General features: G+C 30.8%; 21 protein-coding genes. 10 read left to right on the top strand and 11 right to left on the bottom strand.

From position 1 onward, the window contains the following. Window positions 1-101: 101 nt before the first annotated feature. The 9 genes from AC27L2_RS00230 (at window position 102) to AC27L2_RS00190 (ending at window position 13,112) form a co-directional block, all read left to right on the top strand. Window positions 102-938 carry a PhoH family protein gene (locus AC27L2_RS00230; RefSeq protein ID WP_487209849.1) on the top strand — a complete coding sequence of 279 codons (837 nt, stop codon included), beginning with the start codon at window positions 102-104 and terminating at the stop codon, window positions 936-938. Between the two features lie 389 nt (window positions 939-1,327). Next, window positions 1,328-4,342: a TonB-dependent receptor gene (locus tag AC27L2_RS00225; protein ID WP_487209642.1), complete on the top strand. Its 3,015-nt coding sequence runs from the start codon at window positions 1,328-1,330 to the stop codon at window positions 4,340-4,342. 61 nt (window positions 4,343-4,403) lie between these two features. Continuing rightward, window positions 4,404-6,107: a FlgD immunoglobulin-like domain containing protein gene (locus AC27L2_RS00220; RefSeq protein ID WP_487209641.1), complete on the top strand. Its 1,704-nt coding sequence runs from the start codon at window positions 4,404-4,406 to the stop codon at window positions 6,105-6,107. Between the two features lie 148 nt (window positions 6,108-6,255). Beyond that, window positions 6,256-7,281 carry a LacI family DNA-binding transcriptional regulator gene (locus AC27L2_RS00215; protein ID WP_487209640.1) on the top strand — a complete coding sequence of 342 codons (1,026 nt, stop codon included), beginning with the start codon at window positions 6,256-6,258 and terminating at the stop codon, window positions 7,279-7,281. 41 nt (window positions 7,282-7,322) lie between these two features. Next, on the top strand, window positions 7,323-8,708 hold the full coding sequence (locus AC27L2_RS00210) for a glycoside hydrolase family 28 protein (protein ID WP_487209639.1): 1,386 nt from the start codon (window positions 7,323-7,325) through the stop codon (window positions 8,706-8,708). A gap of 63 nt (window positions 8,709-8,771) precedes the next feature. Continuing rightward, window positions 8,772-10,595, top strand: a complete 1,824-nt coding sequence (locus tag AC27L2_RS00205) for a TonB-dependent receptor (RefSeq protein WP_487209638.1) — start codon at window positions 8,772-8,774, stop codon at window positions 10,593-10,595. A 58-nt stretch (window positions 10,596-10,653) separates the two neighbouring features. Further along, window positions 10,654-11,574, top strand: a complete 921-nt coding sequence (locus AC27L2_RS00200; protein ID WP_487209637.1) for a VOC family protein — start codon at window positions 10,654-10,656, stop codon at window positions 11,572-11,574. A gap of 23 nt (window positions 11,575-11,597) precedes the next feature. Beyond that, a complete protein-coding gene (locus tag AC27L2_RS00195) occupies window positions 11,598-12,029 on the top strand; it encodes a cupin domain-containing protein (RefSeq protein WP_487209636.1) in 432 nt (143 codons plus the stop codon). Between the two features lie 30 nt (window positions 12,030-12,059). Continuing rightward, window positions 12,060-13,112, top strand: coding sequence for a PfkB family carbohydrate kinase (locus AC27L2_RS00190; RefSeq protein WP_487209635.1), 1,053 nt, complete (start codon window positions 12,060-12,062; stop codon window positions 13,110-13,112). Window positions 13,113-13,361: 249 nt separating this feature from the next. On the opposite strand, the gene trpA is transcribed toward AC27L2_RS00190, so the two are convergent. From trpA to AC27L2_RS00145, 9 genes are all read right to left on the bottom strand, one after another. Beyond that, window positions 13,362-14,147: a tryptophan synthase subunit alpha gene (trpA, locus tag AC27L2_RS00185; RefSeq protein WP_487209634.1), complete on the bottom strand. Its 786-nt coding sequence runs from the start codon at window positions 14,145-14,147 to the stop codon at window positions 13,362-13,364. Next, entirely contained in the window at window positions 14,147-15,346 is a 1,200-nt protein-coding gene (gene trpB / locus AC27L2_RS00180) for a tryptophan synthase subunit beta (RefSeq protein ID WP_487209633.1), read from the bottom strand. The genes trpA and trpB overlap by 1 nt, the downstream gene beginning before the upstream one ends. Window positions 15,347-15,489: 143 nt before the next feature. Further along, entirely contained in the window at window positions 15,490-16,116 is a 627-nt protein-coding gene (locus AC27L2_RS00175) for a phosphoribosylanthranilate isomerase (protein WP_487209632.1), read from the bottom strand. 8 nt (window positions 16,117-16,124) lie between these two features. Next, window positions 16,125-16,913 (bottom strand): indole-3-glycerol phosphate synthase TrpC, encoded by a 789-nt coding sequence (gene trpC, locus AC27L2_RS00170; protein ID WP_487209631.1) that lies wholly within the window; start codon window positions 16,911-16,913, stop codon window positions 16,125-16,127. Next, window positions 16,910-17,926 carry an anthranilate phosphoribosyltransferase gene (gene trpD, locus AC27L2_RS00165; RefSeq protein WP_487209630.1) on the bottom strand — a complete coding sequence of 339 codons (1,017 nt, stop codon included), beginning with the start codon at window positions 17,924-17,926 and terminating at the stop codon, window positions 16,910-16,912. Before trpD ends, trpC begins: the two co-directional genes overlap by 4 nt. Beyond that, on the bottom strand, window positions 17,923-18,489 hold the full coding sequence (locus tag AC27L2_RS00160) for an anthranilate synthase component II (RefSeq protein WP_487209629.1): 567 nt from the start codon (window positions 18,487-18,489) through the stop codon (window positions 17,923-17,925). The genes trpD and AC27L2_RS00160 overlap by 4 nt, the downstream gene beginning before the upstream one ends. Beyond that, the gene (trpE, locus tag AC27L2_RS00155; protein WP_487209628.1) at window positions 18,470-19,948 is read right to left on the bottom strand and encodes an anthranilate synthase component I; all 1,479 of its coding nucleotides are present in this window, start codon (window positions 19,946-19,948) and stop codon (window positions 18,470-18,472) included. The genes AC27L2_RS00160 and trpE overlap by 20 nt, the downstream gene beginning before the upstream one ends. A gap of 266 nt (window positions 19,949-20,214) precedes the next feature. Then, the gene (locus AC27L2_RS00150; RefSeq protein WP_487209627.1) at window positions 20,215-21,687 is read right to left on the bottom strand and encodes an aminotransferase class V-fold PLP-dependent enzyme; all 1,473 of its coding nucleotides are present in this window, start codon (window positions 21,685-21,687) and stop codon (window positions 20,215-20,217) included. Between the two features lie 140 nt (window positions 21,688-21,827). Continuing rightward, the gene (locus tag AC27L2_RS00145) at window positions 21,828-22,688 is read right to left on the bottom strand and encodes a sigma-70 family RNA polymerase sigma factor (RefSeq protein WP_353676362.1); all 861 of its coding nucleotides are present in this window, start codon (window positions 22,686-22,688) and stop codon (window positions 21,828-21,830) included. A 515-nt stretch (window positions 22,689-23,203) separates the two neighbouring features. On the opposite strand from AC27L2_RS00145, the gene AC27L2_RS00140 reads away from it, so the two are divergent. After that, entirely contained in the window at window positions 23,204-23,821 is a 618-nt protein-coding gene (locus AC27L2_RS00140) for a tetratricopeptide repeat protein (RefSeq protein ID WP_487209626.1), read from the top strand. On the opposite strand, the gene AC27L2_RS00135 is transcribed toward AC27L2_RS00140, so the two are convergent. Then, window positions 23,811-24,593 (bottom strand): eIF2B alpha/beta/delta subunit family protein, encoded by a 783-nt coding sequence (locus AC27L2_RS00135; RefSeq protein WP_487209625.1) that lies wholly within the window; start codon window positions 24,591-24,593, stop codon window positions 23,811-23,813. The genes AC27L2_RS00140 and AC27L2_RS00135 overlap by 11 nt on opposite strands. Window positions 24,594-24,607: 14 nt before the next feature. Continuing rightward, a complete protein-coding gene (locus AC27L2_RS00130; protein ID WP_487209624.1) occupies window positions 24,608-25,078 on the bottom strand; it encodes a universal stress protein in 471 nt (156 codons plus the stop codon). Between the last annotated feature and the right edge of the window lie 6 nt (window positions 25,079-25,084).

Raw genomic sequence — 25,084 nt, 5'->3', positions numbered from 1 at the left:
ATGTTGATTTAATTTCTTTGCTGGGTTATCGAGATTCTAATCTCAAACCCATTGAAGAAAGATTCTCAAGCAACATTATTGTGCGCGGAGATAATGTGATTATTCAAGGTGTAGAGGAAGAAGTAAGTGCTATCGAGAAAGTTTTTAAGGAAATGGTTTTTGTGCTTAATACTACTGGCAAACTTCAACCAACCGATGTTGAAACAATTATTGATTTAACACTTCAGGGGAAAGAAATTATTAATGAAAATGAATATGATAATATTGTTCTCTATTCTAAAAAAGATGTTATAAAAGCTAAAACTCCAAATCAAATTAAGTATATAAAAAGTGCCAGAGAAAATGATATTTGCTTTGCTATTGGACCTGCAGGCACAGGCAAAACTTATCTTGCAGTTGCTCTTGCAGTTGCAGCATTAAAAAAGGGGATAATAAAAAAAATAATTTTGGCTCGTCCTGCCGTTGAAGCAGGCGAAAGTTTAGGATTTTTACCTGGTGACTTTCGAGAAAAAATTGACCCTTATCTTAGACCACTATATGACGCTCTTGAAGAAATGTTGCCCGCAGAACAATTAAGAAATTATATCGAGAAAGGAATAATTGAAATAGTCCCTCTTGCATACATGCGTGGTAGAACACTTAACAATGCTTATGTAATTCTTGATGAAGCACAAAATGCAACTGGAATGCAAATGAAAATGTTTTTGACAAGATTAGGTCCAAACTCAAAAGCAATAATAACTGGAGACATAACTCAAATTGATTTACCATCCTACTCACAAAGCGGATTAGTGCAGGTAAAAGAAATTCTCAAAGATATTGATGGTGTTAGTTTTGTTTATTTTGATAAATCTGATGTAGTTCGTCATAAACTAGTTAAAGATATTATTGATGCATATGAAAAACATTACAACGGCTCTAATAATCCTAAGGAATAAAATTTTTTGAACAGCATAACTAAAGTTTACTAATTTTTAGTTTGTCCCCTCTTACTTAATAATTATAATCGGAAATTATAATGCTTTCAAAAAAGAAACCTCTCATTTTGGCTAACTACAAAAATTTTAGTATAACTTTTTAGGCTGAATAAATTTTTGTATAAAATCTCTGATTGCCTCCTTAATAAAAAATATATTCCATTTTATTTATAAATGGATAAAAGATATTATATTTAAAAATATCTTAAAAAATTTGCTTGACAATTAAAATAAAATTTGGCAAGTTAAGTTATCAATTAAGTAAACAATGACTTTATTGTTCTAATTGCACCTTACCTTTGCTCAAATTTAATACCATATTAAAACAAAGTTCATAAAGGGAGAAAAGTATGAAGCTGAATTACATTAGAAATGCTTTCTTAATTTTACTATTTACCTTTGGGATTATAAATGCGCAGGGCAATTTAAGAGGGACAGTAACCGATTCACTTACAAATGAAAGCTTGATAGGCGCAAATGTGTTTTTGTTAGGAACATCTTTAGGAAGTGCAACAGATATTGAAGGCAAGTATGTTATTAATAGAATTCCTGAAGGCACATATAAAGTTAAAGTTTCTTATGTTGGTTATAAACCTAAAATTTATGATGTAGTTATTCAGAAAAATAAAACTGTTGTTTTCAATTTTAATCTGGTGCCAGATGTCATTGAAGGAACTGAAGTAGTTATTACAGCACAGGCAGTTGGGCAGGCTGCTGCAATTAACCAACAATTAGCTTCAAATACGATTATTAATGTAGTATCTGAAGAAAAAATTAAAGAATTACCCGATGCAAATGCTGCAGAATCAATTGGTAGACTTCCAGGAGTATCAATCCTTCGTTCAGGTGGTGAAGCTAACAAAGTAATTTTACGAGGATTAAGTGATAAATATACAACTGTTACGATCGATGGTATTAGAATTGCATCAACAGATGCTGAAAGTCGTGGCCTTGATTTGAGCACAATTTCTCAAAGTTCACTTGCAGGAATTGAACTTTATAAAGCACTTACTTCTGATAAAGATGCTGACGCAATAGCTGGAAGTATTAATTTGGTAACAAAAAAAGCTCCTTCTTTAAGAGAAATTAATGCAGTATTAAAAGGCGGCTATAATGATATTATGAGTTCCTTCAAACAATATGATTTTTCTTTTAAGTATGGCGAAAGATTCTTTAAGGATTTAATTGGAGTCCGTGTAAATGCAAATGCAGAAAGTAAAATTAGAAGTAATGAAAAAATAGACCTCGATTATGACCAATCTATTAATAATCAAACTGATTATGCTATCAACGATTTCTCTCTTGAATTTACAGATGAAGTAAGAACTCGCAACGGCGGTGGAATTATGTTTGATATTAATACTCCTGATGAAGGTAATATTAAAATCAATAATGTTTATAACAGCACAAAGCGAGATTACATTATACATTCAAGAGATTATCCATCTGGTGGCGGAGTAGGCGGAACTGTAACTTATTCATTTAGAGATAGAGTTCAGGAAATTAAAACATATACAAGTTCAATATCAGGTGAAAATAATTTAATCGGATTGAAGTTAAACTGGGGATTATCTTTTGCACAATCAGAAGCCAACTATCCGTTTGATTACAGTATAGATTTTCATGAGCCTTCTAATGCTGGTGTTTCGGGGATGGCAAATACTCCAAGTTTGAAATCAAATCCAGAAAAATTAATTCCGTTTGCATATAATAATTTTAGAACAGCCACTCTCTATGAAGCTTATTACTATACTCAAAGAAACTTTGAAAAAGAAAGAACTGCTTTTCTAAATGCTTCAAGAAATTATGTAATTGGAAATTTAATGTCTGGCGAATTTAAATTTGGTGCTAAGTATAAAATTAAAAGCAGATCAAATGTAACAACATCAGAGTATGCTCCATATTATCTGGGTTACTGGCAGCCTTATGAATTAACAGCAGATGGAAAAATTCAACCAAAAGATTTAAGCGGAACTTTGTTTGATGCATTTTATCAGAGATACTTACAAAATCCTCTAAATAACACGTTAGCTTTTGTTGAGTTTCTTGATGACACTCCTGCATCGAGAGATTTATATGGCACATATAAATTATATCCTTTAATTAATAGAGATAAAATGCATCAGTGGTATGAACTAAATAAAAATGGAATTGACAAAACAGGTAATAAAAGAGAGTATAATTTAGATCCATCAAATCAAGCTAATTATTATGATATATCAGAAAGTGTTTCTGCTGGCTATATAATGAATACTCTGAAAATTGGTCAAAACATAACTTTTATTGCTGGGTTGAGAATTGAAAGAGAAGATAATGATTATAAATCGAAATATTCTCCAAATCAAATTGGTGGTTTCCCAATTCCTCTTGGTGTAACAAGAGATACATCATCAAACTTTACTCAAACAATTTATCTTCCAAACTTCCATCTTAATATCAAGCCAACAAATTTTATGAGCATCAGAATCGCAGCATATAAAGCTTTAGCAAGACCAGATTTTAATATGAGATTGAGTAAATATTTTGCATGGCGACCGGCTCAAGTTGGTATCGATAAGCAATTAATTGTTGGCAATCCAATTTTAAAAACAGCACAAGCTTGGAACTATGAAATTAATACATCATTCTATGGAAATGAAATTGGATTGATTTCAATTTCTGCATTTTACAAAGAGATTAAAGATATGTACCATATGCTTAATAGAATTAATACAACCGGCGATACTTTATTTCATTACCTTGGACTGAAATGGAAAACACTTCATACCGGAACATATGCTTTAACAGTTCCATATAATTCGCCAAAACCAACAAAAGTTTGGGGATTTGAATTTGAACATCAAATTAATTTCACATTTTTACCAGGACTTCTTAGAAACTTTGTCTTAAGTTATAATGCATCTCTTGTTCGATCTGAAACATGGCTGATAGGTTCAAAGACCGATACAACATTTGTTGAAAAAGAAATTTTGCCTGGCGTTAAAATAAAAGTACCTCAATATTCAGAACGTGCAATAGAAGTTAAACAGCAATTGGAAAATCAACCAGAATTTTTTGGCAATATTGCATTAGGTTATGATATTGGTCCTGTTTCTGCTCGTATTTCATTGTTCCATCAATCAGAATATAATTTGTCATTTTCTCCAAGTGGAAGGGGTGATGTTATAATAAATCCATTTACAAGATTAGATTTTGCACTTAAATATCAATTCAACGAGCATATTGCTATCCTTTTGAATGTTAATAATCTAACAAACATCAAAGAAGAAAATCTGGTTTACAATCGTGTAAATGGTTACAAAATTTTGAATACAAGTGAACGTTATGGTTTAACAGCTGATTTAGGTGTTAAAATAGATTTATAATATTTAGTTCTTTTATGAATTATAAAAAACATATTATTCAACAACAAACCATGGAGGCACCATGAATAAGAAAAACAACTTAATTCTATCTGCATTATTAATTTTATTTTTTACATCATTTGTGTTTGGCCAAAATGTTCTTAAACTCAAACCATATGATGGTACACCCGAATCTTTCTTTATTGCACAAATTAAGGCTGATACAGCAGCTAATCACGGTGTATTACCTGACCGCGTTTATGAACTTGTGAGTGGCGGAGTTTATTTAAACACAGAACAATTTAATGTAGCTAAAGGTGTTACGATAAGATTGGTATGCAACGGTCCTAAGAAGCCAATTATTTATCAATTCCCAACCGGAACTGGAAGCAATCCACAAAATCCACCAGGAAACCTCTTTGTTCTTCAAGGTGGAAATTTAGAAATGAAAAACATTGCTGTATCAGGTTATTTTGAAGCAAGCAGTGATTATCTGGATAACTTGCAAGGTGGTATAATTAATACTACACAAGAAGGTTCTTCAATAATTATCGATGATTGTATTTTTAATAACATTAATGGTCAGCATATTAGAACCGGAAGTGCTACAAAAAAAGTGAAGGTAACTAATACAATATTTGCAAACATGGGCTTCCTTGGTCGTTCTAATCTTGGAGCAGGGAAAGGAATTGATTTAAGAGAAGCTTCATGCGATTCACTAATTCTTGTTAATAATACTTTTGTAAATTATCAAGACCGAGTTGTAAGACATTACAACTTTAGTAATCCACTTGCTGGTACAGGCGGAATTCAATATTGCTTAATTGAACATAACTCATTTGTAAATGGCATGGGATTCCATGGTTTGCTTTCTTTAGGTAATGTTGGCAAAGAAGTAATTATTAAGAATAATTTATTCTACGATGCATTCGCATTAGGTGAAGATTCTACCGATGCTACAAGAGCCGCAGAATGGGCTAACACTGGCGAAACTTATGCTAATGGAAATAACAGAATTACTTGGATATTCAGTGCACCAAACGATACAACTCAATGGACTGTAAAAAATAATTATTATGTAATTTCTCCAGAAGGACAAAACTTTTTAACAAAATATGGATTTGGCGAAGGATCTCCATTATCACTTCATATTAAAAGCAGACTTGGGGCTGCAGCTGCAACTGCTTTTAAGAAAATTAATCTGAAACTGAAAGAGATTCCAAGATTGATGGTTAATATGATGGAATGGTATGAAAGTCCCGATGGCGGCAATAAAACTAAAAATACTCCTTCAGATAAATGGAATAAAAATCTGCACGATATGGATAGAAGAACTTATAAATATTTTGAAGATACACTCGATTGCTCTTATAGTACAAATGTTGAAGCATATTATAGTGCAGAAAGAGGATTCCCTGTTGGCGATTTGAATTGGTTCCCAGATTTAAAAGTTCGCTGGGAAGCTGGAGAAACAGTTGGTGTTGAACAAGATCTAATTTTAGCTAAAGATTATATACTTGAACAAAACTATCCGAATCCATTTAACCCAACTACCAACATAACATATAGTTTACCTAAAGCTTCCAATGTAACATTAACAATTTATAATTCACTTGGTCAAGAAGTTGCAAAACTTGTTAACAATCAACTTCAGAATGCTGGTAAATATACTGTTACTTGGAATGGAAAAAATTATTCAGGTCAAACATTATCGAGTGGAATTTATTTCTATCAATTAAAAACTGATGAAGTAACAATAACAAGAAAGATGACTTTAATTAAATAAAAATGTTACAAAGAGGGATGACTATAAATTGGTCATCCCTCTTAATTAATTTTAGTTAAAGAATGATTCAGTTAAAATCATTATTTTAGTAATTAGAATAAAATTCAATTAACAAAAACTAATAGATAGATTTATTAAAAACATAAAAATGAAATCAAAACCTGTTACTTTAAGTGATATTGCTAAGATATTGAATGTATCAACTGTAACAGTATCGAAGGCATTAAGAAATCATCCCGATATTTCACCCGAAACAACTAAAAAAATAAAAAAACTTGCAGAAGAACTTGAATATACTCCAAATTTGATTGCCAGAAGTTTATCTGCAAGAAGGTCAAATACAATTGGAGTTGTTGTTCCTAAAATAGCTCACTTCTTTTTTGGTTCTATAATCGAAAATATTTATAAAATTGGGATGGAACATAATTATGAAATTATTCTAACTGTTTCTCAAGAAGATGCAGAGCTTGAGAAAAAACACATTCATACATTACTTGCAATGAAAGTTGATGGGATTATTGTTTCAATTACTCAGCAAACAAATAGCTATGAAGTTTTTGAAACAGTTTTGAAACGAGAAATTCCAATTGTATTTATTGACAGAGTTCCACCAATTGAAAATATAAGTACAGTTACAGTAGATGATAGGGGTGGTGCATTTAAGGCTGTTGAACATGCTATTAAACTTGGATACACAAAAATTGCTCACTTTGCAGGTTATACTAATATCAACATTGGCAAACAAAGATTATTAGGTTTTAAAGATGCAATGGAAAAATATGGACTTGAAATTAATCCTGATTGGGTTATTGAAGGAGGTTTTGGAGAAGAATATGGTTACGATGCTTTCATGAAACTTTATAAGCAAAATAATTTGCCCGAATTTATTTTTGCTGTAACTTTCCCTGTGGCTCTTGGGATTTATACTGCAATTAAAGAAGTTGGTTTGCGAATCCCTGAAGATATAGATTTAATCTGTTTTGGTAATGCTAAAGTTCAGGAATTTCTTTGCCCGCCTTTGAGTTGTGTAGACCAACCAACAAATTTATTAAGCAAACATGCAATGGATATTCTTTTTGAAAATATTAAAAATCAAGATGAATTTAAGCCTAAAAATGTTGTTATCGATACTGAGCTGATTTTACGTGGAACCTGTTCAAGAAAACATAATTGATACTTATAAATTACTCATCTAACTTATCAATAGGTGTGAAAATGAAAAAAGTCAAATTAATTTTACTGATTTTTTCTATAATCTTTTATGCTAATTATTATGCTCAGGATGAATGGAGAAAAGCTGATGAAATTTTGAAAACTATTGTCCCACCTAAATTTCCAGATAAAAAGTATAATGTTCTTGATTTTTTGAAAGGTGAACAAAAAGATATTAAAGATGCAATCAAAAATGCTATAGAAGAATGTTCCCAAAATGGCGGAGGCATAGTTGTTGTACCTAAAGGTGAATATTATTGCGGCGGTCCTATTCATCTTAAAAGCAATGTGAATCTTCATTTGGAAGATGGAGCAGTCATAAAATTTAGTACCAATCCTGATGATTATTTACCGGTTGTATTTACAAGATGGGAAGGCGTTGAATGTTATAATTACTCTCCACTGATTTATGCTTATGAAGAAGAGAATATTGCAATTACTGGAAAAGGAATTTTAGATGGTCAAGCAAGTTCTGAAAATTGGTGGAAATGGAATGGAAATAAAAATTATGGCTGGGTTCCTGGAATGCCAAGTCAAAGAGATAGTAGTTCAAGACCAAGATTAATGAAAATGAATAATGAAGGTGTTCCAGTTGAAAAACGAGTTTTTGGCAAAGGATATTATTTAAGACCTAATTTTGTTCAATTAATAAAATGTAAAAATATTCTTCTTGAAGATATTACAATTACAAATTCTCCAATGTGGATTATTCATCCTGTCCTTTCAGAAAATATTACAATAAAAAATGTAAAAACAATAAGTGAAGGTCCAAACACAGATGGCTGCGATCCTGAATCAAGCAAAAATATTTTAATTGATGGTTGTTATTTTGATAATGGTGATGATTGTATTGCAATAAAATCAGGCAGAAATCTTGATGGTAGAAGAATTAACATTCCAAGTGAAAATATTATTGTTAGAAATTCTGTAATGAAAGATGGACATGGTGGAGTTTCAATCGGAAGTGAAATTTCAGGTGGCTGCAGAAATGTATTTATTGAAAATTGTAAAATGGATAGTCCAAATCTTGATAGAGCATTAAGAATTAAATCTAATTCCTACAGAGGAGGAATAGTTGAAAATATCTTCATGCGAAATGTTGAAGTTGGAGAAGTTAGCAATGCAGTTATTAGATTAAATATGCGCTATGATCCAAATGAAGGCAGTGATGGAAAGTTTCCACCAATATTTAGAAATATTAAAGTAGAAAAAGTAACAAGCAAGAAAAGTGAATATGCACTTGAATTTATTGGATTGAAAGAATCACCAATAAGAAATGTTCAGATTATTGATTGTAATTTTGATGGTGTAGCAAAAGAAAATTCTTTGCAGAACGTAGAAGAACTCAAATTAATAAACGTAATAATTAATGGTAAAAAAGTAGAATAATTTTCTTTGACAATTTTATAATCTCAATCATAGATTTCTTATCATTATTTTGAAAGGGCAATAATGAAAATAAAATTTATTATTCTTGTGATTTTTTTGAATACAATTCTACATGCACAATCTGATACTGCAAAAACTTATGAACTTAAGCAAATTACTGTAACTGCAACTAAATTTGAACAATTACTTAGGAATTTTACTCCTGCATATTCAATTATATCCGAAGAAAAAATAAAGCAGGATATTAAGCCAGCTTTACTTGCTTCGATTAGTGGAAAAGTTCCTAGTTTGTTTGTTACAGAAAACGGTCTAAGTGGCTTCGGAATTGGTTCACAAGCAGCTGGAAAAATTTCAATACGCGGGATAAATGGAATTCAACAAACATTAATTGTTGTTGACGGCAGACCAGAATTTGCTGGAATATTTGGGCATCCTATTGCAGACATTTATCAATCTTCTGAAATAGCTGCAGTCGATGTGTTACGTGGACCTTCATCAGTTATTTATGGCACTAATGCAATGGGAGGAGTAATATGTATTACAACTAAAAAAAGCCAGCATGAAGGATTAAGATTTTTTACCGATGTTAATTATGGTTCATTTGATTCATACAAAATTAAAGGCAGTATCGATTTCAAAAAAAATAAGTTTACAAACAAAATTTCTATAAGTAAAGATTATTCAAATGATAATCGTCCATCATCAAGCTACAATTCTATTTCAGGAATTTATAATTCATCATACTTAATTAATAATTTTTGGTCAATTGATTTTAATACTTTTATCAATTCAACGAAATCTTTTAATCCTGGTCCTGTATCCAAACCATATAAAAATGATTCGGTTTGGACTGATGTAACAAGAGCAAATCTATCTTTGGCAATAAAAAATAGATATGCAAATCATGAAGGTTCGGTTTTATTTTTCTTTAATAATGGTGTACACGATGTATTTGATGGATTTCATTCAAATGATAACACATTAGGAATAATAGTCAATGAGAGCATTGAATTTATTGATAAAAGTTTAATAACAATCGGAGCCGACATTAAACGTTATAGCGGTTCTGCACGAAATAAAGTTCAGTTGATTGATAAAAGTATAACAGAAAGAGCTTTGTTCATTATCCTGAACAAAAATTTATTTAACAAAATTTCATTAAATGGCGGATTAAGATTAAACAACCATTCAGTTTATGGAACATTATTGATACCTCAATTTAATTTAAGTTATTTGATTGATGATAAATCATCTCTATACTTATCTGCATCAGAAGGGTTTAGAAGCCCAACTCTGAATGAATTATTTCTGTTTGGTGCTAATATTGATTTGAAACCAGAAAAACTTTGGAGTTATGAAGTTGGTTTTAAAAGTTTATTGCTTAAAAATAAACTTTCATTCAGTGGTGCATTTTATTTAATTGAAGGAAAAGATTTTATTAATATGACCGGGGTTTATCCAAATATTAAAAACCAGAATATAAGTAAATTGACCAATCGAGGATTTGAAGTCGAAGCAAGTTATTTCTTAACGAGAAATTTTACATTAAACAGTAACTATAGTTACTTGAAAAGTTCGGCAAAGTTAATTGGTGTTCCGCAACAACAATTTTATGCAAATGCTAACTATGTTTATAAAATATTCACATTCAATATAGGATTAAAAACTATTACGAATCTCTATACATCAATTAAAACAAATAATTCAATAGAAAAAAAACAAAGTTATGCTTTACTTAATGCATCAACGTGGATTAGTTTATTTAAGCCACTTTCATTGTATTTCAAAATTGATAATTTATTAAACAGACAGTATGAAATTATTGATGGATATCCAATGCCAGGAAGAACATTTTTGCTTGGATTTAGTTTTGATGGAAGTCTGTAAATGAAAAAATGATTTGAGAATACAATACTAAATTAAATTTAATAAAGGAGTGATTTCAATGTTTCTTGAAAAGAATAAACTTGTTTCGATAACAACCGTATTACTTTTTATATTAACTTTTGCAAGTTATTTTTATGCAAAAGACGATGGCTGCAAAAAACAAGAATCGTGCTGCCAAAAAGCAGGAAATATTATAAGATTTGAACACATCGGGATAAATGTAAAGGACCCGATTGCCGCTGCTAAGTGGTATTCTGAAAATTTGAATATGAAAATCATTCGAGAAGGAACTGCTCCAAACTATTCCACATTCGTCGCTGATTCATCAATTCATATGATGATTGAATTCAATTACAACAAAGATTATCCAACACTTGATTCACTTAATCTTAATTATGATTCTTTTCATCTTGCATTTTGCGTATCTAATATTAGAATGATTAAAGAAAAATTACTGAATGCTGGTGCAGCAATTTTAAATGATATAAGAAAAACTGATTCTGGTGACCAAGTTCTGGTTTTGAGAGATCCGTGGGGCTTACCAATTCAATTTGTACAAAGAGTAAAACCTATGATTAATGCAAATGGAATTTTCATTGAACATATTGCATTTAACGTATCCGATTCACCTGCAAAATCTAAATGGTATGTTGATAATTTGAATATGGTTATTATGAGAGAAGGAAAAGCCCCATCATTTGGTATGTTTGTAGCAGACCAAAATAAAAATGTTATGTTTGAATTTTATCAGCATAAAGATTCACCTGTGATAGATTTTAATGAAATAACTCATTCATCTTTACATATTGCTTTTGAAGTACAAGATTTAAAAGCTTTGAAAGAAAAATTATTAGCAGAGGGAGCCAAACTTATAAATGATATTTATCAGACTCCGTCTGGAGATTCTGTAATGAATTTTAAAGATGCAGCTGGATTACCACTTCAATTTGTAAATCGTATTAATCCAATGCTGAAATAAATTAATTAAATTTAGAGGATACAATGAAATACTTAATAAAATTATTTTTGATTTTTTGTGTTCCTGTGTCAATAATATTTTCACAAGAGAAAGATACAAGTCAATCTACAAAAAAATTTACAATTGAAAATTGTGTAAATGAGTTTAACCCAGAAAAAATTGTAAAAACGGAAGTAGGTTATCAATATTGGTTTGTTGATAAAAATTTTCTTGATGGACGAACACTTAAATTAAGTGTTGTCGCTCCTCACTCGGCAACCCATCCGCCGCATAAACATGCTGAAGATGAATTCTTTTTTGTATTAGAAGGCACAGCAGAATTTTATCTTAATGGCGAAACAAAAATTGGGAAAGCATATTCAAGCTTTTACTGTCCGCCAAACAGCATGCATGGAATCAGAAATATTGGAGATACTGAATTAAAATATCTTGTGATAAAAAAATATGAAAAGTAAAAAGACAATAAATTAATTAAGAGGAATACTATGTTTAACAAAATCGACAAATCAAAAAAAGTAGTAACATTTGGTGAAATAATGCTTCGTTTGTCAACACCGGGATTTACAAGATTTGTTCAAGCACAAAGTTTTGATGTTACTTTCGGAGGAGGCGAAGCAAATGTAGCTGTATCGTTAGCTAATTATGGGCTTGAATCTTATTATGTAACAAAATTACCTAAACATGAAATTGGGCAAGCAGCCGTAAATCATTTGAGAAGATTTGGAGTCAAAGATGATTTTATTGTTCGAGGTGGAGATAGGATTGGCATTTATTTTTTGGAAACGGGCGCAAGTCAAAGACCTTCAAAAGTTATTTATGATAGAGCTAATTCAGCTGTTGCATTGATGAAAAAAGGAGAAGTAGATTGGAACAAAGTTTTTGATAATGCAATCTGGTTTCACTGGACAGGAATTACACCTGCTTTAGGGAAAAATGCTCAAGAAGTTTTATCAGAAGCATGTCAAATTGCTAAAGAAAAAAATGTAACAGTAAGCTGCGACTTAAACTTTAGAGCAAAAATGTGGACTACAGAAGAAGCTCAGTCTGTAATGAAACCTTTAATGAAATTTGTAGATGTTTGTATAGCAAACGAAGAAGATGCTGAAAAGAGTCTTGGAATTAAAGCAGAAGCTACTGATATAGAATCTGGCAAGCTAAGTGAAGAAGGATATTTTAATGTTGCAAAAAAATTAAAAGATATTTATGGATTCAAGGCTGTTGCAATTACATTAAGAGAAAGTTATTCAGCATCGAGAAATGGATGGAGTGCAATTTTACTAGATGATAAAGATTGTAAAATTCCATATCGTTCAAAAAAATATGATCTTGAAATTGTTGACAGAGTAGGTGCAGGTGATTCTTTTGCAAGTGGTTTAATTTATGGATTACTAACAAAAGAAAATACTAAAGATGCTTTAGAATTTGCAGTAGCAGCATCCTGTTTAAAACATTCAATCCCAGGCGACTTTAATTTAGTCTCTTTAGATGAAGTTGAAAAATTAGTTAAAAGCGGCGGTTCAGGAAGAGTTGAGAGATAATGCAGTTTTGATTTTATTCATTCTATCATAAAATCTGCGGCTTAATTCAAGCCGCAGAAATTTATACTCGCTACTTTATAACCTTTAATCTGCAACACTAATATTCTCTTCAATACCAAAATCTCCCAATTTCGAAATCGTGTAATTATGCAATCTTGCAATTTGCATTCTTGTAATCTTTCAATATTGCAATTTTGTAATCTTATAATTTTGCAATTATGATACATCAATCCTGCATTTCATAGATACCTAATCCTCGCATGCCGTGCTCAATTCATGAATAATTTTTAAAGTGTCATCAAATGTATCACCATTAAGAATCGATTTAATAATTCTGCTCCCAACAATTACTCCATCACAATAAGGAGAAAAATTTTTAACATCATCTGGTTTAGATATTCCAAAACCAATTAGCATTTTGTTTTTTTTGATTAAAGAATAAGTTCGTTTAAGATTTTCAAATGTCTCATTGCTGAAATAATCTTTTATTCCTGTAGTGCCTGTAACGCTAACGCAATAAACAAATCCTTTGCTTTTATTATCAATAGATATTATTCTTTCATTTGTTGAAGTGGGAGTTGTAAGCAAAATTATATCTAAATTTTTTGTATCACAGTCATAGAAGGAATCATATTCTTCAAGCGGTATATCTGGAACAATTAAACCTTTCACACCTGCATTAGCAGCATCATTAAAGAAATTTAATTTATTGTATTTGTTGATAGGATTTGCATAGCCCATTAGTATTATGGGTTTTTCAGAATACTTTGAAATAATTTCAGCATATTTTAAGACATCATGAGTAGTAACATTATTATTAAGTGCAATATTAGATGATGTTTGAATAATAGGACCATCAGCAAGTGGGTCACTGAATGGTATTCCTAATTCAAGCATATCGGCTCCAGCATCTAAAACAGCTTTTGCTAATTCTGCAAATTTTTTTTTATCTGGAAAACCGGCTGTAAGAAAAATTGATAATGCTTTTCTTTTTTGATTGTTTAATTTTTCGATATAATTATGAATGTAACTCATTATAGATTTTCCTTAAAATTATCCATATAAGTTGATAAATCTTTATCTCCTCTTCCGCTTAAATTAATTATAATAATTTCATCATGATTTGTTTGATGAATAAATTTTTCAAGATAGGCTATTGCATGTGCACTTTCTAATGCTGGTAGTATTCCTTCAAGACGAGTTAAAAGATAAGCAGCATTTAAGGCTTCTTCATCGGTTACAGATGAATATTTAACTCGAGAAATATCTTTGAGCAATGAATGCTCGGGTCCAACTCCAGGATAATCAAGTCCTGCCGAAATTGAATGAGCTTCTGAAACCTGTCCATCTTCATTTTGCAAAAGATATGTAAGCATACCTTGAAAAATTCCTGGTGAACCAAGACTCAAAGTTGCACAATGTTTATTTGTGTTAATTCCATATCCTGCTGCTTCAATTCCAATTAGTTTTACATTTTCATTATTAATAAAAGGATAAAAAATTCCAATGGCATTCGAGCCGCCTCCAACACATGCAATGATATAATCTGGCAGTCGTTTTTCTATTGATAAAATTTGTTCTTTAGTTTCTATTCCAATTATTGATTGAAAATCCCTGACTATCATTGGGTATGGATGAGGACCAACAACAGAACCAATAATATAGTGAGTATCTTTTACATTAGTTACCCAATCTCTAATTGCTTCGTTGGTAGCATCCTTAAGTGTTTTACTGCCAGATGAAACTGGGATAACATCAGCGCCAAGCAGTTTCATTCTAAAAACATTTGGTTTTTGTCGTTCAATATCTTTTTCTCCCATGTAAACGACACATTTAATTCCAAATCTTGCACAAACTGTAGCTGTAGCAACTCCATGCTGTCCAGCTCCTGTCTCCGCTATAATTCTTTTTTTACCCAATTTTTTTGCTATTAAAATCTGGCCAAGTGCATTGTTTAGTTTGTGTGCACCTGTGTGACATAAATCTTCTCGCTTTAAATATATTTTTGCTTTACCATAATATTCTGTTAATCTGCTTGCAAAAGTAAGAGGTGTGGGTCTCCCATTATATTCTTTTTGAAGCTTGTGATATTCACTAATAAATTCAGAATCATTTTTTAGTTGATTATAAACTGATTCAAGTTCATAAAGTGCTGGAATTAATGTTTCTGGAACAAATCTTCCGCCATAAATTCCAAATTTGCCGTTTGAATCAGGAAAATTGTAAGTATTCATTTTGTTCTCATTTTTTTTTGATGATAATTAAAAATTTGCTCGAGCCCTTAAGACTTTCATTTTGTGAAAGCTCAGAGGGCTCGAGAGGAGTGTATGCACCGGAACATAAAGATATGTTTTATTTTGTTTGTAAATTTTTTGTATCATTGATTTGTGCATGAGTATCTAAGATTATTTACAACTTTAAAAAATTCTTTTAGTTTCTTATGACTTTTTTTGCCAGGCTTTATTTCAACAGATGAAGAAAGGTCAACAGCCTGCGGTTGTATGTTTTTGTAGATGTATTCAATATTTTCAATTGATACTCCTCCAGCTAATATTATTTTATCTCTTAAATTTTTTGGAATTAAATTCCAGTTAAAAGATTTTCCCGTACCTCCCAAAGCTTCATGAGAAAAAGAGTCTAACAGAAATTCGCAATTTTTGTATTCGTTTAGTTTTTTGAAATCAAATTGTTCGTCTATGCGAAAACTTTTAATAACAGGTAAAATAATTTGAGATGCAAAATCAATATCTTCATTGCCATGCAATTGAATGTGTGTTAATCCAATTTTTTGTGAAATTTGATTTATCTCCTCAACGTTGTTATCTACAAATACTCCAACCTTTGCAATAAATGCAGGAAGATGTTTAATAATTTTTTCTGCAGTAGAATAATTAATGAAACGCTTGCTCTTTTTGTAGAAAACAAAACCAAGCGCATCTGCACCTAAATCACAACAAATTGATGCATCATTAATATTTGTAATCCCACAAATTTTTACTCTCATTTTTCATCTCATTTTTTGCAGAACTGAATAAATTCTTTAACACTTTTTTCAATGTTTTCAGATTTCATAAAATATTCACCAACTAAAACTGCATTAACTTTTGTATTCATAATTTTGTTAATATCTTCTTTTGTATTAATTCCACTTTCAGATACAACAATTACATTTTCAGGTAAATGCTCTAAAACTTTTAAAGTTGTGCTTAAATCGACTTCGAATGTTTCCAGGTTTCTATTATTAATTCCAATTAGATAATTTTTGTTGAAATCAATTTTTTCTAATTGAGTGATAGAATGAAGTTCTAATAAAACTTCTAATCCGCATTCATTTGCAGCAGAAGTTAAATTTTCAATTTGATTTTTCGACAAAGCTTCTGCAATAAGAAGAACTGCATCACCTCCAAATGCTTTTGCTTCATAAATTTGGTATTCATCAATTATGAAATCTTTTCTTAAAAGAGGGACAGTTTTCATTCTTGCAATCTCTTTAAGATAATTAATATGACCTTTGAAAAAATTATTGTCTGTTAGCACTGAAATTGTCTGAACGGAGCAGTCCATATAAATTGAAGCAATATTTATGTGGTTAAAGTTATCAATTAAATTCCCTTTTGATGGACTTGCTTTTTTTATCTCCGCAATCAATGAAATTCTGTCAGGTTGATTTATTGCCTTATTAAAACTGATTGTTTTTGAATTAAAAAATTCTTCATCCATAAATGATGAAAGCGTGAATTTCTGCTTAAGACTTTTCACTTCTTCTTTCTTCACTTCGAGTATTTTGCTTAAAAAATTCATTGATAATTTTCTCCAAAAGATTTTAGTGAAAGCAACTTTTCATATGCTTTGCCGGAAAGAATTGATTCTTCAGCTGCAAGGCGGCATTCATTTAAGTCATTTGAAAAATCTGCTGCATAAAGTGCCATTGTTGCATTTGCTGAAACGACATAGAATGCGTCGTTCTTTACTTTATCTCTCAAAACTGAAAGAATCATTTCTGCATTTTTTTCAACAGAATTGCTTTGAATATTTTTTTTATCAACTTTTTTGTAACCAAATGTTTCGTAAGAAATTTGGTATTTTCTTAAAGATGATTTATTATGTTCAAATACATCTGTCTTTTCTGTAAGAGAAATTTCATCAAGACTATTTTCTGTGCAAACAAAACATACTTTTTGCATATCAAGATATGATGCAGCTTTCGACATCAATTCAGCAGCTTGATTATTGAAAGTTCCTATTAATTGCTTTTTTGTATTAGCAGGATTAGTTAATGGTCCAAGAATATTAAATACAGTTCTCATACCTAATTCTCTTCTAACTTCTGCTGCATATTTCATTGCTGGATGATAAAGAGGAGCAAATAAAAATGTGATTCCTATTTTGTTCAAAGCTTCTTCTGCAGCAGAAGGGGAGAGATTAATGTTGATTCCAAGATGTGAAAGAACATCTGCACTTCCGCATTTACTTGATATTGATTTATTTCCATGCTTTGCTACCTTAACACCACAACCAGCAACAACAAATGCAGCTGCAGTTGAAATATTAAATGTATTGGAACCATCTCCTCCTGTGCCGCATACATCAATTACATTTTCATCTGAATTAATTTTTATGCTTTTGTTTCGCATTGCTTTAACAAAACCTGCAACTTCTTCCGGGGTTTCGCCTTTTGTTTTTAAAGCAAGCAAAAATCCGGCAATTTGAGAATTATTACATGAACCATTCATGATGTGTGTCATTGATTCATAAGCTTCTTCAACAGTTAAGTTTATGCCGGAAGCAACTTTTTCAATGTAATTATTAATCATAGTTCAATCCAATTTTTAATTAATTGATAACCTACTTTTGTTAATATAGATTCTGGATGAAATTGAATCCCTTCAATTGGGAAATTTTTATGTCTGATTCCCATTATAATGTCATCTTCTGTATGTGCCGAAATTTCAAGCACATCTGGAAAATTCTTTTTATCAATTATTAAAGAGTGATATCGTCCTGCATCAAATTTTTGTTCAATATTTTTAAAGATTGTTTTTCCATCATGAATAATGTGGGAAGTTTTGCCGTGCATCAAATAGGGAGCATTGATAACATTTCCACCGAAGTAATAACCAATTGTTTGATGCCCAAGACATACTCCAAGTATTGGAGTATTCGAACCAAAATTTTTTATGACATCGATAGTAATTCCTGTATCTTCCGGTGTTCCAGGACCCGGAGAAATAACAATTTTATCAGGATTAATTTCTTTTATTTCATCAACTGATGTTTTGTCATTTCTTTTTACAATAATGTTATCTGTAAATTGACCAATTAGTTGAACAAGGTTATATGTAAAAGAATCGTAGTTGTCAATTACTAAGATTTTCATCGATTACCTCCGCACATTTTAGTGCACTAACCAAAGCAGCTGATTTGTTTTTAATTTCTTTTAGTTCGAGCTCAGGTTTACTGTCTGCAACAATACCGGCTCCAGCCTGCCAGTAGATTTTATCTCTTGTTGCAAATAAAGTTCTAATTGCAATACACATATCTAAATTCCCGCTGAAATCGATATAACCTACAGCGCCGGCATATAATCCTCGTTTAATTTTTTCGTATTCATTTATTAATTGAATAGCTCTAATTTTGGGAGCTCCTGTTACTGTACCGGCTGGGAACGATGCTTTGAGTGCATCTATACAATCAGCATCATCTCGCAATATTCCTTCAACACGAGATACTATGTGCATTACATGAGAGAATCTGTTGATTTTCATCCTTTCACTTATTTTTACTGAACCGAGTTTACAAAATCTCCCGAGGTCGTTTCTTGCTAAATCGACAAGCATAACATGTTCTGCAATTTCTTTTGGGTCGTTAAGCAAATCCATTTCTAGTTCTAAATCTTCTTCTTCTGTTCTGCCTCGTCTTCTTGTACCTGCTATTGGTAGAATTTCTGCTTTTCTGTTTTTTACTTTTAATAAATCTTCTGGTGAAGTACCAATTATTTTGAAGCCATTGTCAAATTCCATGAAATACATGTATGGTGAAGGATTAATCATTCTTAATGCTCTGTAAACATTAAATGGATCTCCTTGATATTCAGCTTCAAATCTTTTCGAAAGAACAATTTGAAATACATCGCCGTTGTAAATGTTTTTTTTCGACAATCTCACAAGTTCACAAAATTCTTCCTCTTCATAATTACTCAGTTGTTTAGGATTAGCTTTGAAATCAGATTTGAATTCAATGTTATTATTTAATATGCTTTTAAGTTTTTGAAGTTCAAGTATTGCTTGTTCATACTTTTCTTTGATATTAATCTTATCAAAGCAATCAACATTTTGAATCAAAATTATCTGATGCTTAAAATGGTCAAAAACAATGAGTGTGTTATAAAGTCCAAGAATGGAATCTGGTGCTATGTCTCCTGATTTGGAATTATACAAAATACTATCTTCAATCAGAGAGATATTATCAAAACCAATAAATCCTACTAATCCACCAGAGAAATAGGGGAGTTCATCAATTTTGGGATAAGAAAAATTGTTAATTTTATTTTTAAGGAAATCGAATATATTGCCGTAGATTTTTTCAGTTGCGGCAGAATTTTTAATAGTAATTTCATTATAATTATTGGAAATAATTTCAGAGGGATTTAATCCAATAAATGAATATCGTGCTAATCTGCCGATTCCTTCAACAGATTCCAATAAAAAAGTAGAATAATTTTTGTTTCTAATTTTTAGATATGCAGAAACAGGAGTAAGTAAATCTGCTGCAATTCTTTGATAAACTGGTACTATGTTATATTTTTGCGATAGTTCTAAAAATTTTTCTTTTTCCATTGTAAATTCCTTTAAAACAAAAAACCCTTCTCAGTGACTACTAAGAAGGGTTTTGTTAGAAAAATATTTATATTACTTCAAGTCACTGAGATAGTGCGAATAAAATAATTCCACCAGCACCAAGCCCAGACTGAATTGAAGTAATATGTAACTTTTCTTGTTTTCATAACCAGTGCAAATATAGAAAAAAAATAAGCAGCTTGTCAATAATTCTTAAGATTATTTTAATTAATAATTAAGGTTCGTAAAAAAATATGAACGAATTTTCAAATTACTTCAAACCAATCTTGAATGTGCTGCCATTTTTCTTCGGTGTAATAAATGTGTGTGTATTCATTAGTTTTTTTTGAGTAGATATAATCTTTAGACAATTTTTCGACATTATTAATAATTTCTTCTATTGCATCTGTGATGAATATTAGTTCATCGTTTGTCATTGTAGGATGAATTGAAAGACGAACCCAGCCAGGTTTTTCTGATAAATCACCTTGATTAATTTTTTCAGTAATATGTTTTGACCTTGTCGGATCAACATGAAGTAAGTAATGACCATAAGTTCCAGCACAGGAACATCCGCCTCTTACTTGTATGCCATATTTATCATTGAGCAGTTTTACCATTAAATTGTAATGAATATTTTCTAAATAAAATGAAATAACTCCAAGCCGTTCTTCATGCTCAGCTGCGAGTATATGAAGTCCATTAATTTTTTTTAGCTTGTCAAAAGCAAGTGATAATAATTCATGTTCTCGTTGAAGTATATTTTCCACACCCATTTCTTCTTTAAGTTTTACAACTAAAGCAGATTTAATTGCTTGAAGAAAACCTGGGGTTCCGCCGTCTTCTCTTGTTTCAATATCTTCAATGTATTTATGCTCGCCCCATGGATTAGTCCAATCAACAGTTCCACCGCCTGGATGGTCGGGCACCCTTCTGTTATATAATTTTGAATCAAAAATTAATACACCTGATGTTCCTGGTCCTCCTAAGAATTTATGAGGTGAGAAAAATATTGCATCTAATTTTTGTTCTTCAATTTCTGGATGCATGTTGATATCTACATAAGGGGCTGCAGCTGCAAAATCAACAAAACAAACCCCATCATATTTATGCATTAATTCTGCCATTTTGTAAATGGGTGGTTGAATTCCGGTTACATTTGATGCTGCAGTAAATGAACCAATTTTTAATTTACGATGCTCATATAATTTTAATAAATGTTCAAGATGATTGATATTTACCAGGCCTTTTTCATCAGGTTCAATTAATACTACATCACAAATTGTTTCAAGCCATGAAGTTTGATTAGAATGATGTTCCATATGAGTTAAGAAAACTACTGGCTTTTCTTCTTTAGGAATGTGAACATATTTTTGAAGTTGTTCAGGCAATCTTAAACCAAGAATACGTTGGAATTTATTTATTGCAGAAGTCATCCCATAACCAGAAAAAATTAAAACATCATTTTGATTAGCATTCACATGTTGTTTGATTATTCTTTTTGCCTCTTTGTATGCTTTTGTCATCGATGTTCCTGTAATGGACGATTCAGAATGAGTGTTGCCTACAAATGGTCCAAATCTTTCTTTTAAAATATTTTCAATTGGTCCATATAATCTTCCGCTGGCAATCCAATCGGCATAAACTATTTTTTTCTTCCCAAAAGGACCTTCAAAATACTGGTTTATGCCTACAATGTTATTACGATATTTTTCAAAATATTTTTCAAGAGATATCATAATGCCTCATAATTTTTTTACAAATATAATAAGGTTATTTATAAGGAAGTAATAATTATGAGTTTTTGAAAGAGGGATTAGTTGGCGAGAAATTTATATATGAATAAAAAAATAGAGCGAACCGAAGTTCGCTCTACTGATTATCCTAAATAAGCTTTTAAGTTTTTACTTCGTGAAGAATGACGTAATCTTATTAAAGCTTTTTCTTTGATTTGACGAACACGCTCGCGGGTGAGATTTAATTTTTCTCCAATTTCTTCAAGAGTAAGAGAGTGTTCTTTTCCTAAACCAAAATATAATCTGATAACTTCTGCTTCTCTTTCAGTTAAAGTAGAAAGAGAACGTTCAATTTCAGCTTTAAGAGATTCTTTCATTAAAGAATGGTCTGGTGGTGGTTGATCCTCATTTGGCATAACATCAAGCAAACTGTTGTTGCTGTCTTCACTATGAGCAAATGGAGCATCCATAGAAATATGACGTCCTGCAATCTGCATTGCATAAGTAACATCCTGAACATCCATATCAAGCTGTTCAGCAATTTCTTCAGGATTTGGACGTCTTTCGTATTCTTGTTCGAGCTGGCTTAGAGCCTTGCTCATTTTATTTAATGCGCCAACTCTATTTAATGGCAGGCGCACCATTCTTGACTGCTCTGCAATTGCCTGCATGATAGACTGACGAATCCACCAGACAGCGTATGAAATAAACTTAAATCCGCGTGTTTCGTCAAATCTTTGACCAGCTTTAATAAGTCCAAGATTACCTTCATTAATCAAGTCACCTAAAGGTAACCCTTGATTTTGATATTGTTTTGCAACACTAACAACAAATCTAAGGTTAGCTTTTGTTAGTTTGTCGAGCGCAGCTTTATCGCCCTTTTTGATTCTTTTGGCTAATTCAATCTCTTCCTCCGGTGTTAGGAGGTCAACTTTGCCAATCTCCTGTAAGTATTGATCTAAAGATTTACTTTCTCTGTTCGTAAATTGCTTCGTAATCTTCAAATCTGCATCTCTCCTTAATTTATTTGTAGTTAGTTAAATTTTTCTGAGCTTCAACTTTAAGTAATACAAAATTGTTCCCTTATTTTACCATATTTTCAGGTAAAAAATTTTTCTACTTCTTAGAGCTATTTTGATTTAATTAATTCCTTCTTATGTGGATGTGTTCCAAGAAAGTATAAAGATTTATAATAGCAGCTCTTTGATATGTTAAACAAAATTTCACATCCAAAATTAATAAATTTTAATTTAATTGTCTATAAAAATTTTCAATCCAACAAAGATTTTAAAACTCAAAGCTATTATCGAATTTTTTAGAAAATATTTGACTAACAGAATGATTTTTATTTCCTTGATTTTGAAAATTCATTCTGGCAAACACTGAAATTTTGATTATAGTTCATATGAAATTAATTTATTTATAAAAACCGAAATAAAAAGTTAAATCAAGGAAAGAATAAAAACTTTAGAAAAATATTCTTAATTTGGCAGCCACAATTTTGAATAATGGAGATTATATGAAAGTTAAGTCGTTATATATCTATCTTATACTTTTTGTAGCATTTATCATTTCGTTAATTATATTCTCATCAAGTGCAAAAGAATCAGCTTCAAAACAACAAATAAATCCTCATGGTCAAATGCCAAATGATGATATTCACATAGGGATGACTCAAAACAGCGAAAACATGCCTTCGAAATCTAATGTTGCTAAGGAAGCTGTTGAGAAGTTAAATCAGTTAAAAGAAGATTATGAAAAAAATCCTAATGATACTGTTAAAATTAGAAATTATGCCGATATGTTAACTCTTGCTCACCAGCATGATAAAGCAATTGAACTTTATGAAAAAATTTTGAAAATCGATTCAAAAAGAGTTGATGTATTGCAACATTTGACATTTTTGTATTTCAATAAAGGTGAACTTGATAAAGCTGAGGAAATGTCAAATAAAATCTTAACAATCCGAAAAGATTATCCACTTGCATTATACAATCTTGGTGTAATTTCTCATGTTAAAGGGGATAATCAAAAAGCAAAATTTTACTGGAATGAAGTTATAAAAAAGGAACCGAATAGTAAATTGGCTAAAAACGCAAGAGAATTATTGCAAAATTTAGAATTGATTAAGAAGTAAATATTTTTGTAATAAGTTTTTTATCTATCTCTTCGAAATAATAATTTGGGATTTTAATATTTAATGAACTGCGCCAAATTTCTGTAGAGGGCATATCTTTTCTATGAAAATTATTTTTTGAAGAAAATTTACTTTTATCAGCCAGAACATAGAAAGGAATTTTATAATGCTTGCAAAGAATTGCCAATACTGAACTTCCAACTTTGTTTACGACATTGCCATTTTTTAAAATCATATCTGCGCCAATTAATGCAGCATCAGATTTTTTTACATAATTGCTCAACATTGCTTCAGTAATTAATACGACATTAATTTTTTCTTCAGCAAGTTTTCGAGCTAAAATTCTGCCCTCGAACTTTGGTCTTGATTCCGAAACATAAACAGTGATTTTCGGTTTTTCTTTTTTAATTCTCTTTAAGATTTCAAGAACAGTTTTGCTGTTTGAAATAGTAATGAAGTTTTTGTTTTTAATTAACTCATCTCTTGATTTGAAAAAGATGCTATCATACACGCTTAATAAACTTTTATCATATTTATCAAAGAATTTGTCAAGGCTTCTTTTATTTTTGATTTCATTATAGAATTCATCAAGGTAGTTTTGAATGTTTTCAAATGAAGAAAATTTTTTTTGAAGTTCAGTTATCATGGAAGGGAATAATTGAAAAATCTTTCTTTCTTTTTTTAAGTGTTCATGAAGAAGTATAAGAAGTTCACTGCTGCCAGAAGTTTTGTTATTAACTAATTTCAGCAATTCTTTGTCAAAATTTTTCATTCAGAAGTAAATAATTATGAAATATTTTGATTGAACTTAAAACCTTTTATTGGCTCACGCAAAGTTAAAACAGGGCAGGGTGCTTTCCTTACAACTTTTTCTGCTGTGCTTCCAAATAGTAAATGTTCTACGCCTGTATGTCCATGCGTTGCAATAATTATTAAATCAATATCTTTTTCTTTTGCTGTTTCATTAATTTCGACAAAAGGTTTGCCTGTTTTAATTATTATTTCAACTTTTATTGAAGGGTCAACATAATTTTTTGCAAGATTGCTAAGTTCTTCTTCTGCTCTTGCTTGTATATTTGCATCCATTGCTGGGATTGCAACTTGTCCCATGCTAAAATCTGCAGGGTAGATGACAGGTTCAATTACATAAATTAAGTACATCGAAGAATTAAAATGCTTGGCAAATTGAACTGCATATTTCAATGCATTTTTTGAATAATCAGAAAAATCAATTGGCACAAGAATTTTATCTATCATTCCCAT

Source organism: Rosettibacter sp. KY25 (genome assembly GCF_057554405.1).
This window is presented reverse-complemented; position numbering and strand designations above follow the sequence as displayed.

Bases quoted from the DNA above. Each gene is read 5' to 3' on its own strand.
- AC27L2_RS00190 (WP_487209635.1), top strand. From the start codon at position 12,060: ATGTTTAACAAAATCGACAAATCAAAAAAAGTAGTAACATTTGGTGAA.
- AC27L2_RS00175 (WP_487209632.1), bottom strand. From the start codon at position 16,116: ATGAGAGTAAAAATTTGTGGGATTACAAATATTAATGATGCATCAATT.
- AC27L2_RS00205 (WP_487209638.1), top strand. From the start codon at position 8,772: ATGAAAATAAAATTTATTATTCTTGTGATTTTTTTGAATACAATTCTA.
- AC27L2_RS00195 (WP_487209636.1), top strand. From the start codon at position 11,598: ATGAAATACTTAATAAAATTATTTTTGATTTTTTGTGTTCCTGTGTCA.
- AC27L2_RS00210 (WP_487209639.1), top strand. From the start codon at position 7,323: ATGAAAAAAGTCAAATTAATTTTACTGATTTTTTCTATAATCTTTTAT.
- trpB (WP_487209633.1), bottom strand. From the start codon at position 15,346: ATGAATACTTACAATTTTCCTGATTCAAACGGCAAATTTGGAATTTAT.
- trpA (WP_487209634.1), bottom strand. From the start codon at position 14,147: ATGAGTTACATTCATAATTATATCGAAAAATTAAACAATCAAAAAAGA.
- trpE (WP_487209628.1), bottom strand. From the start codon at position 19,948: ATGGAAAAAGAAAAATTTTTAGAACTATCGCAAAAATATAACATAGTA.
- AC27L2_RS00215 (WP_487209640.1), top strand. From the start codon at position 6,256: ATGAAATCAAAACCTGTTACTTTAAGTGATATTGCTAAGATATTGAAT.
- AC27L2_RS00220 (WP_487209641.1), top strand. From the start codon at position 4,404: ATGAATAAGAAAAACAACTTAATTCTATCTGCATTATTAATTTTATTT.
- AC27L2_RS00225 (WP_487209642.1), top strand. From the start codon at position 1,328: ATGAAGCTGAATTACATTAGAAATGCTTTCTTAATTTTACTATTTACC.
- AC27L2_RS00130 (WP_487209624.1), bottom strand. From the start codon at position 25,078: ATGATAGATAAAATTCTTGTGCCAATTGATTTTTCTGATTATTCAAAA.
- AC27L2_RS00140 (WP_487209626.1), top strand. From the start codon at position 23,204: ATGAAAGTTAAGTCGTTATATATCTATCTTATACTTTTTGTAGCATTT.
- AC27L2_RS00160 (WP_487209629.1), bottom strand. From the start codon at position 18,489: ATGAAAATCTTAGTAATTGACAACTACGATTCTTTTACATATAACCTT.
- trpC (WP_487209631.1), bottom strand. From the start codon at position 16,913: ATGAATTTTTTAAGCAAAATACTCGAAGTGAAGAAAGAAGAAGTGAAA.
- AC27L2_RS00200 (WP_487209637.1), top strand. From the start codon at position 10,654: ATGTTTCTTGAAAAGAATAAACTTGTTTCGATAACAACCGTATTACTT.
- trpD (WP_487209630.1), bottom strand. From the start codon at position 17,926: ATGATTAATAATTACATTGAAAAAGTTGCTTCCGGCATAAACTTAACT.
- AC27L2_RS00135 (WP_487209625.1), bottom strand. From the start codon at position 24,593: ATGAAAAATTTTGACAAAGAATTGCTGAAATTAGTTAATAACAAAACT.
- AC27L2_RS00150 (WP_487209627.1), bottom strand. From the start codon at position 21,687: ATGATATCTCTTGAAAAATATTTTGAAAAATATCGTAATAACATTGTA.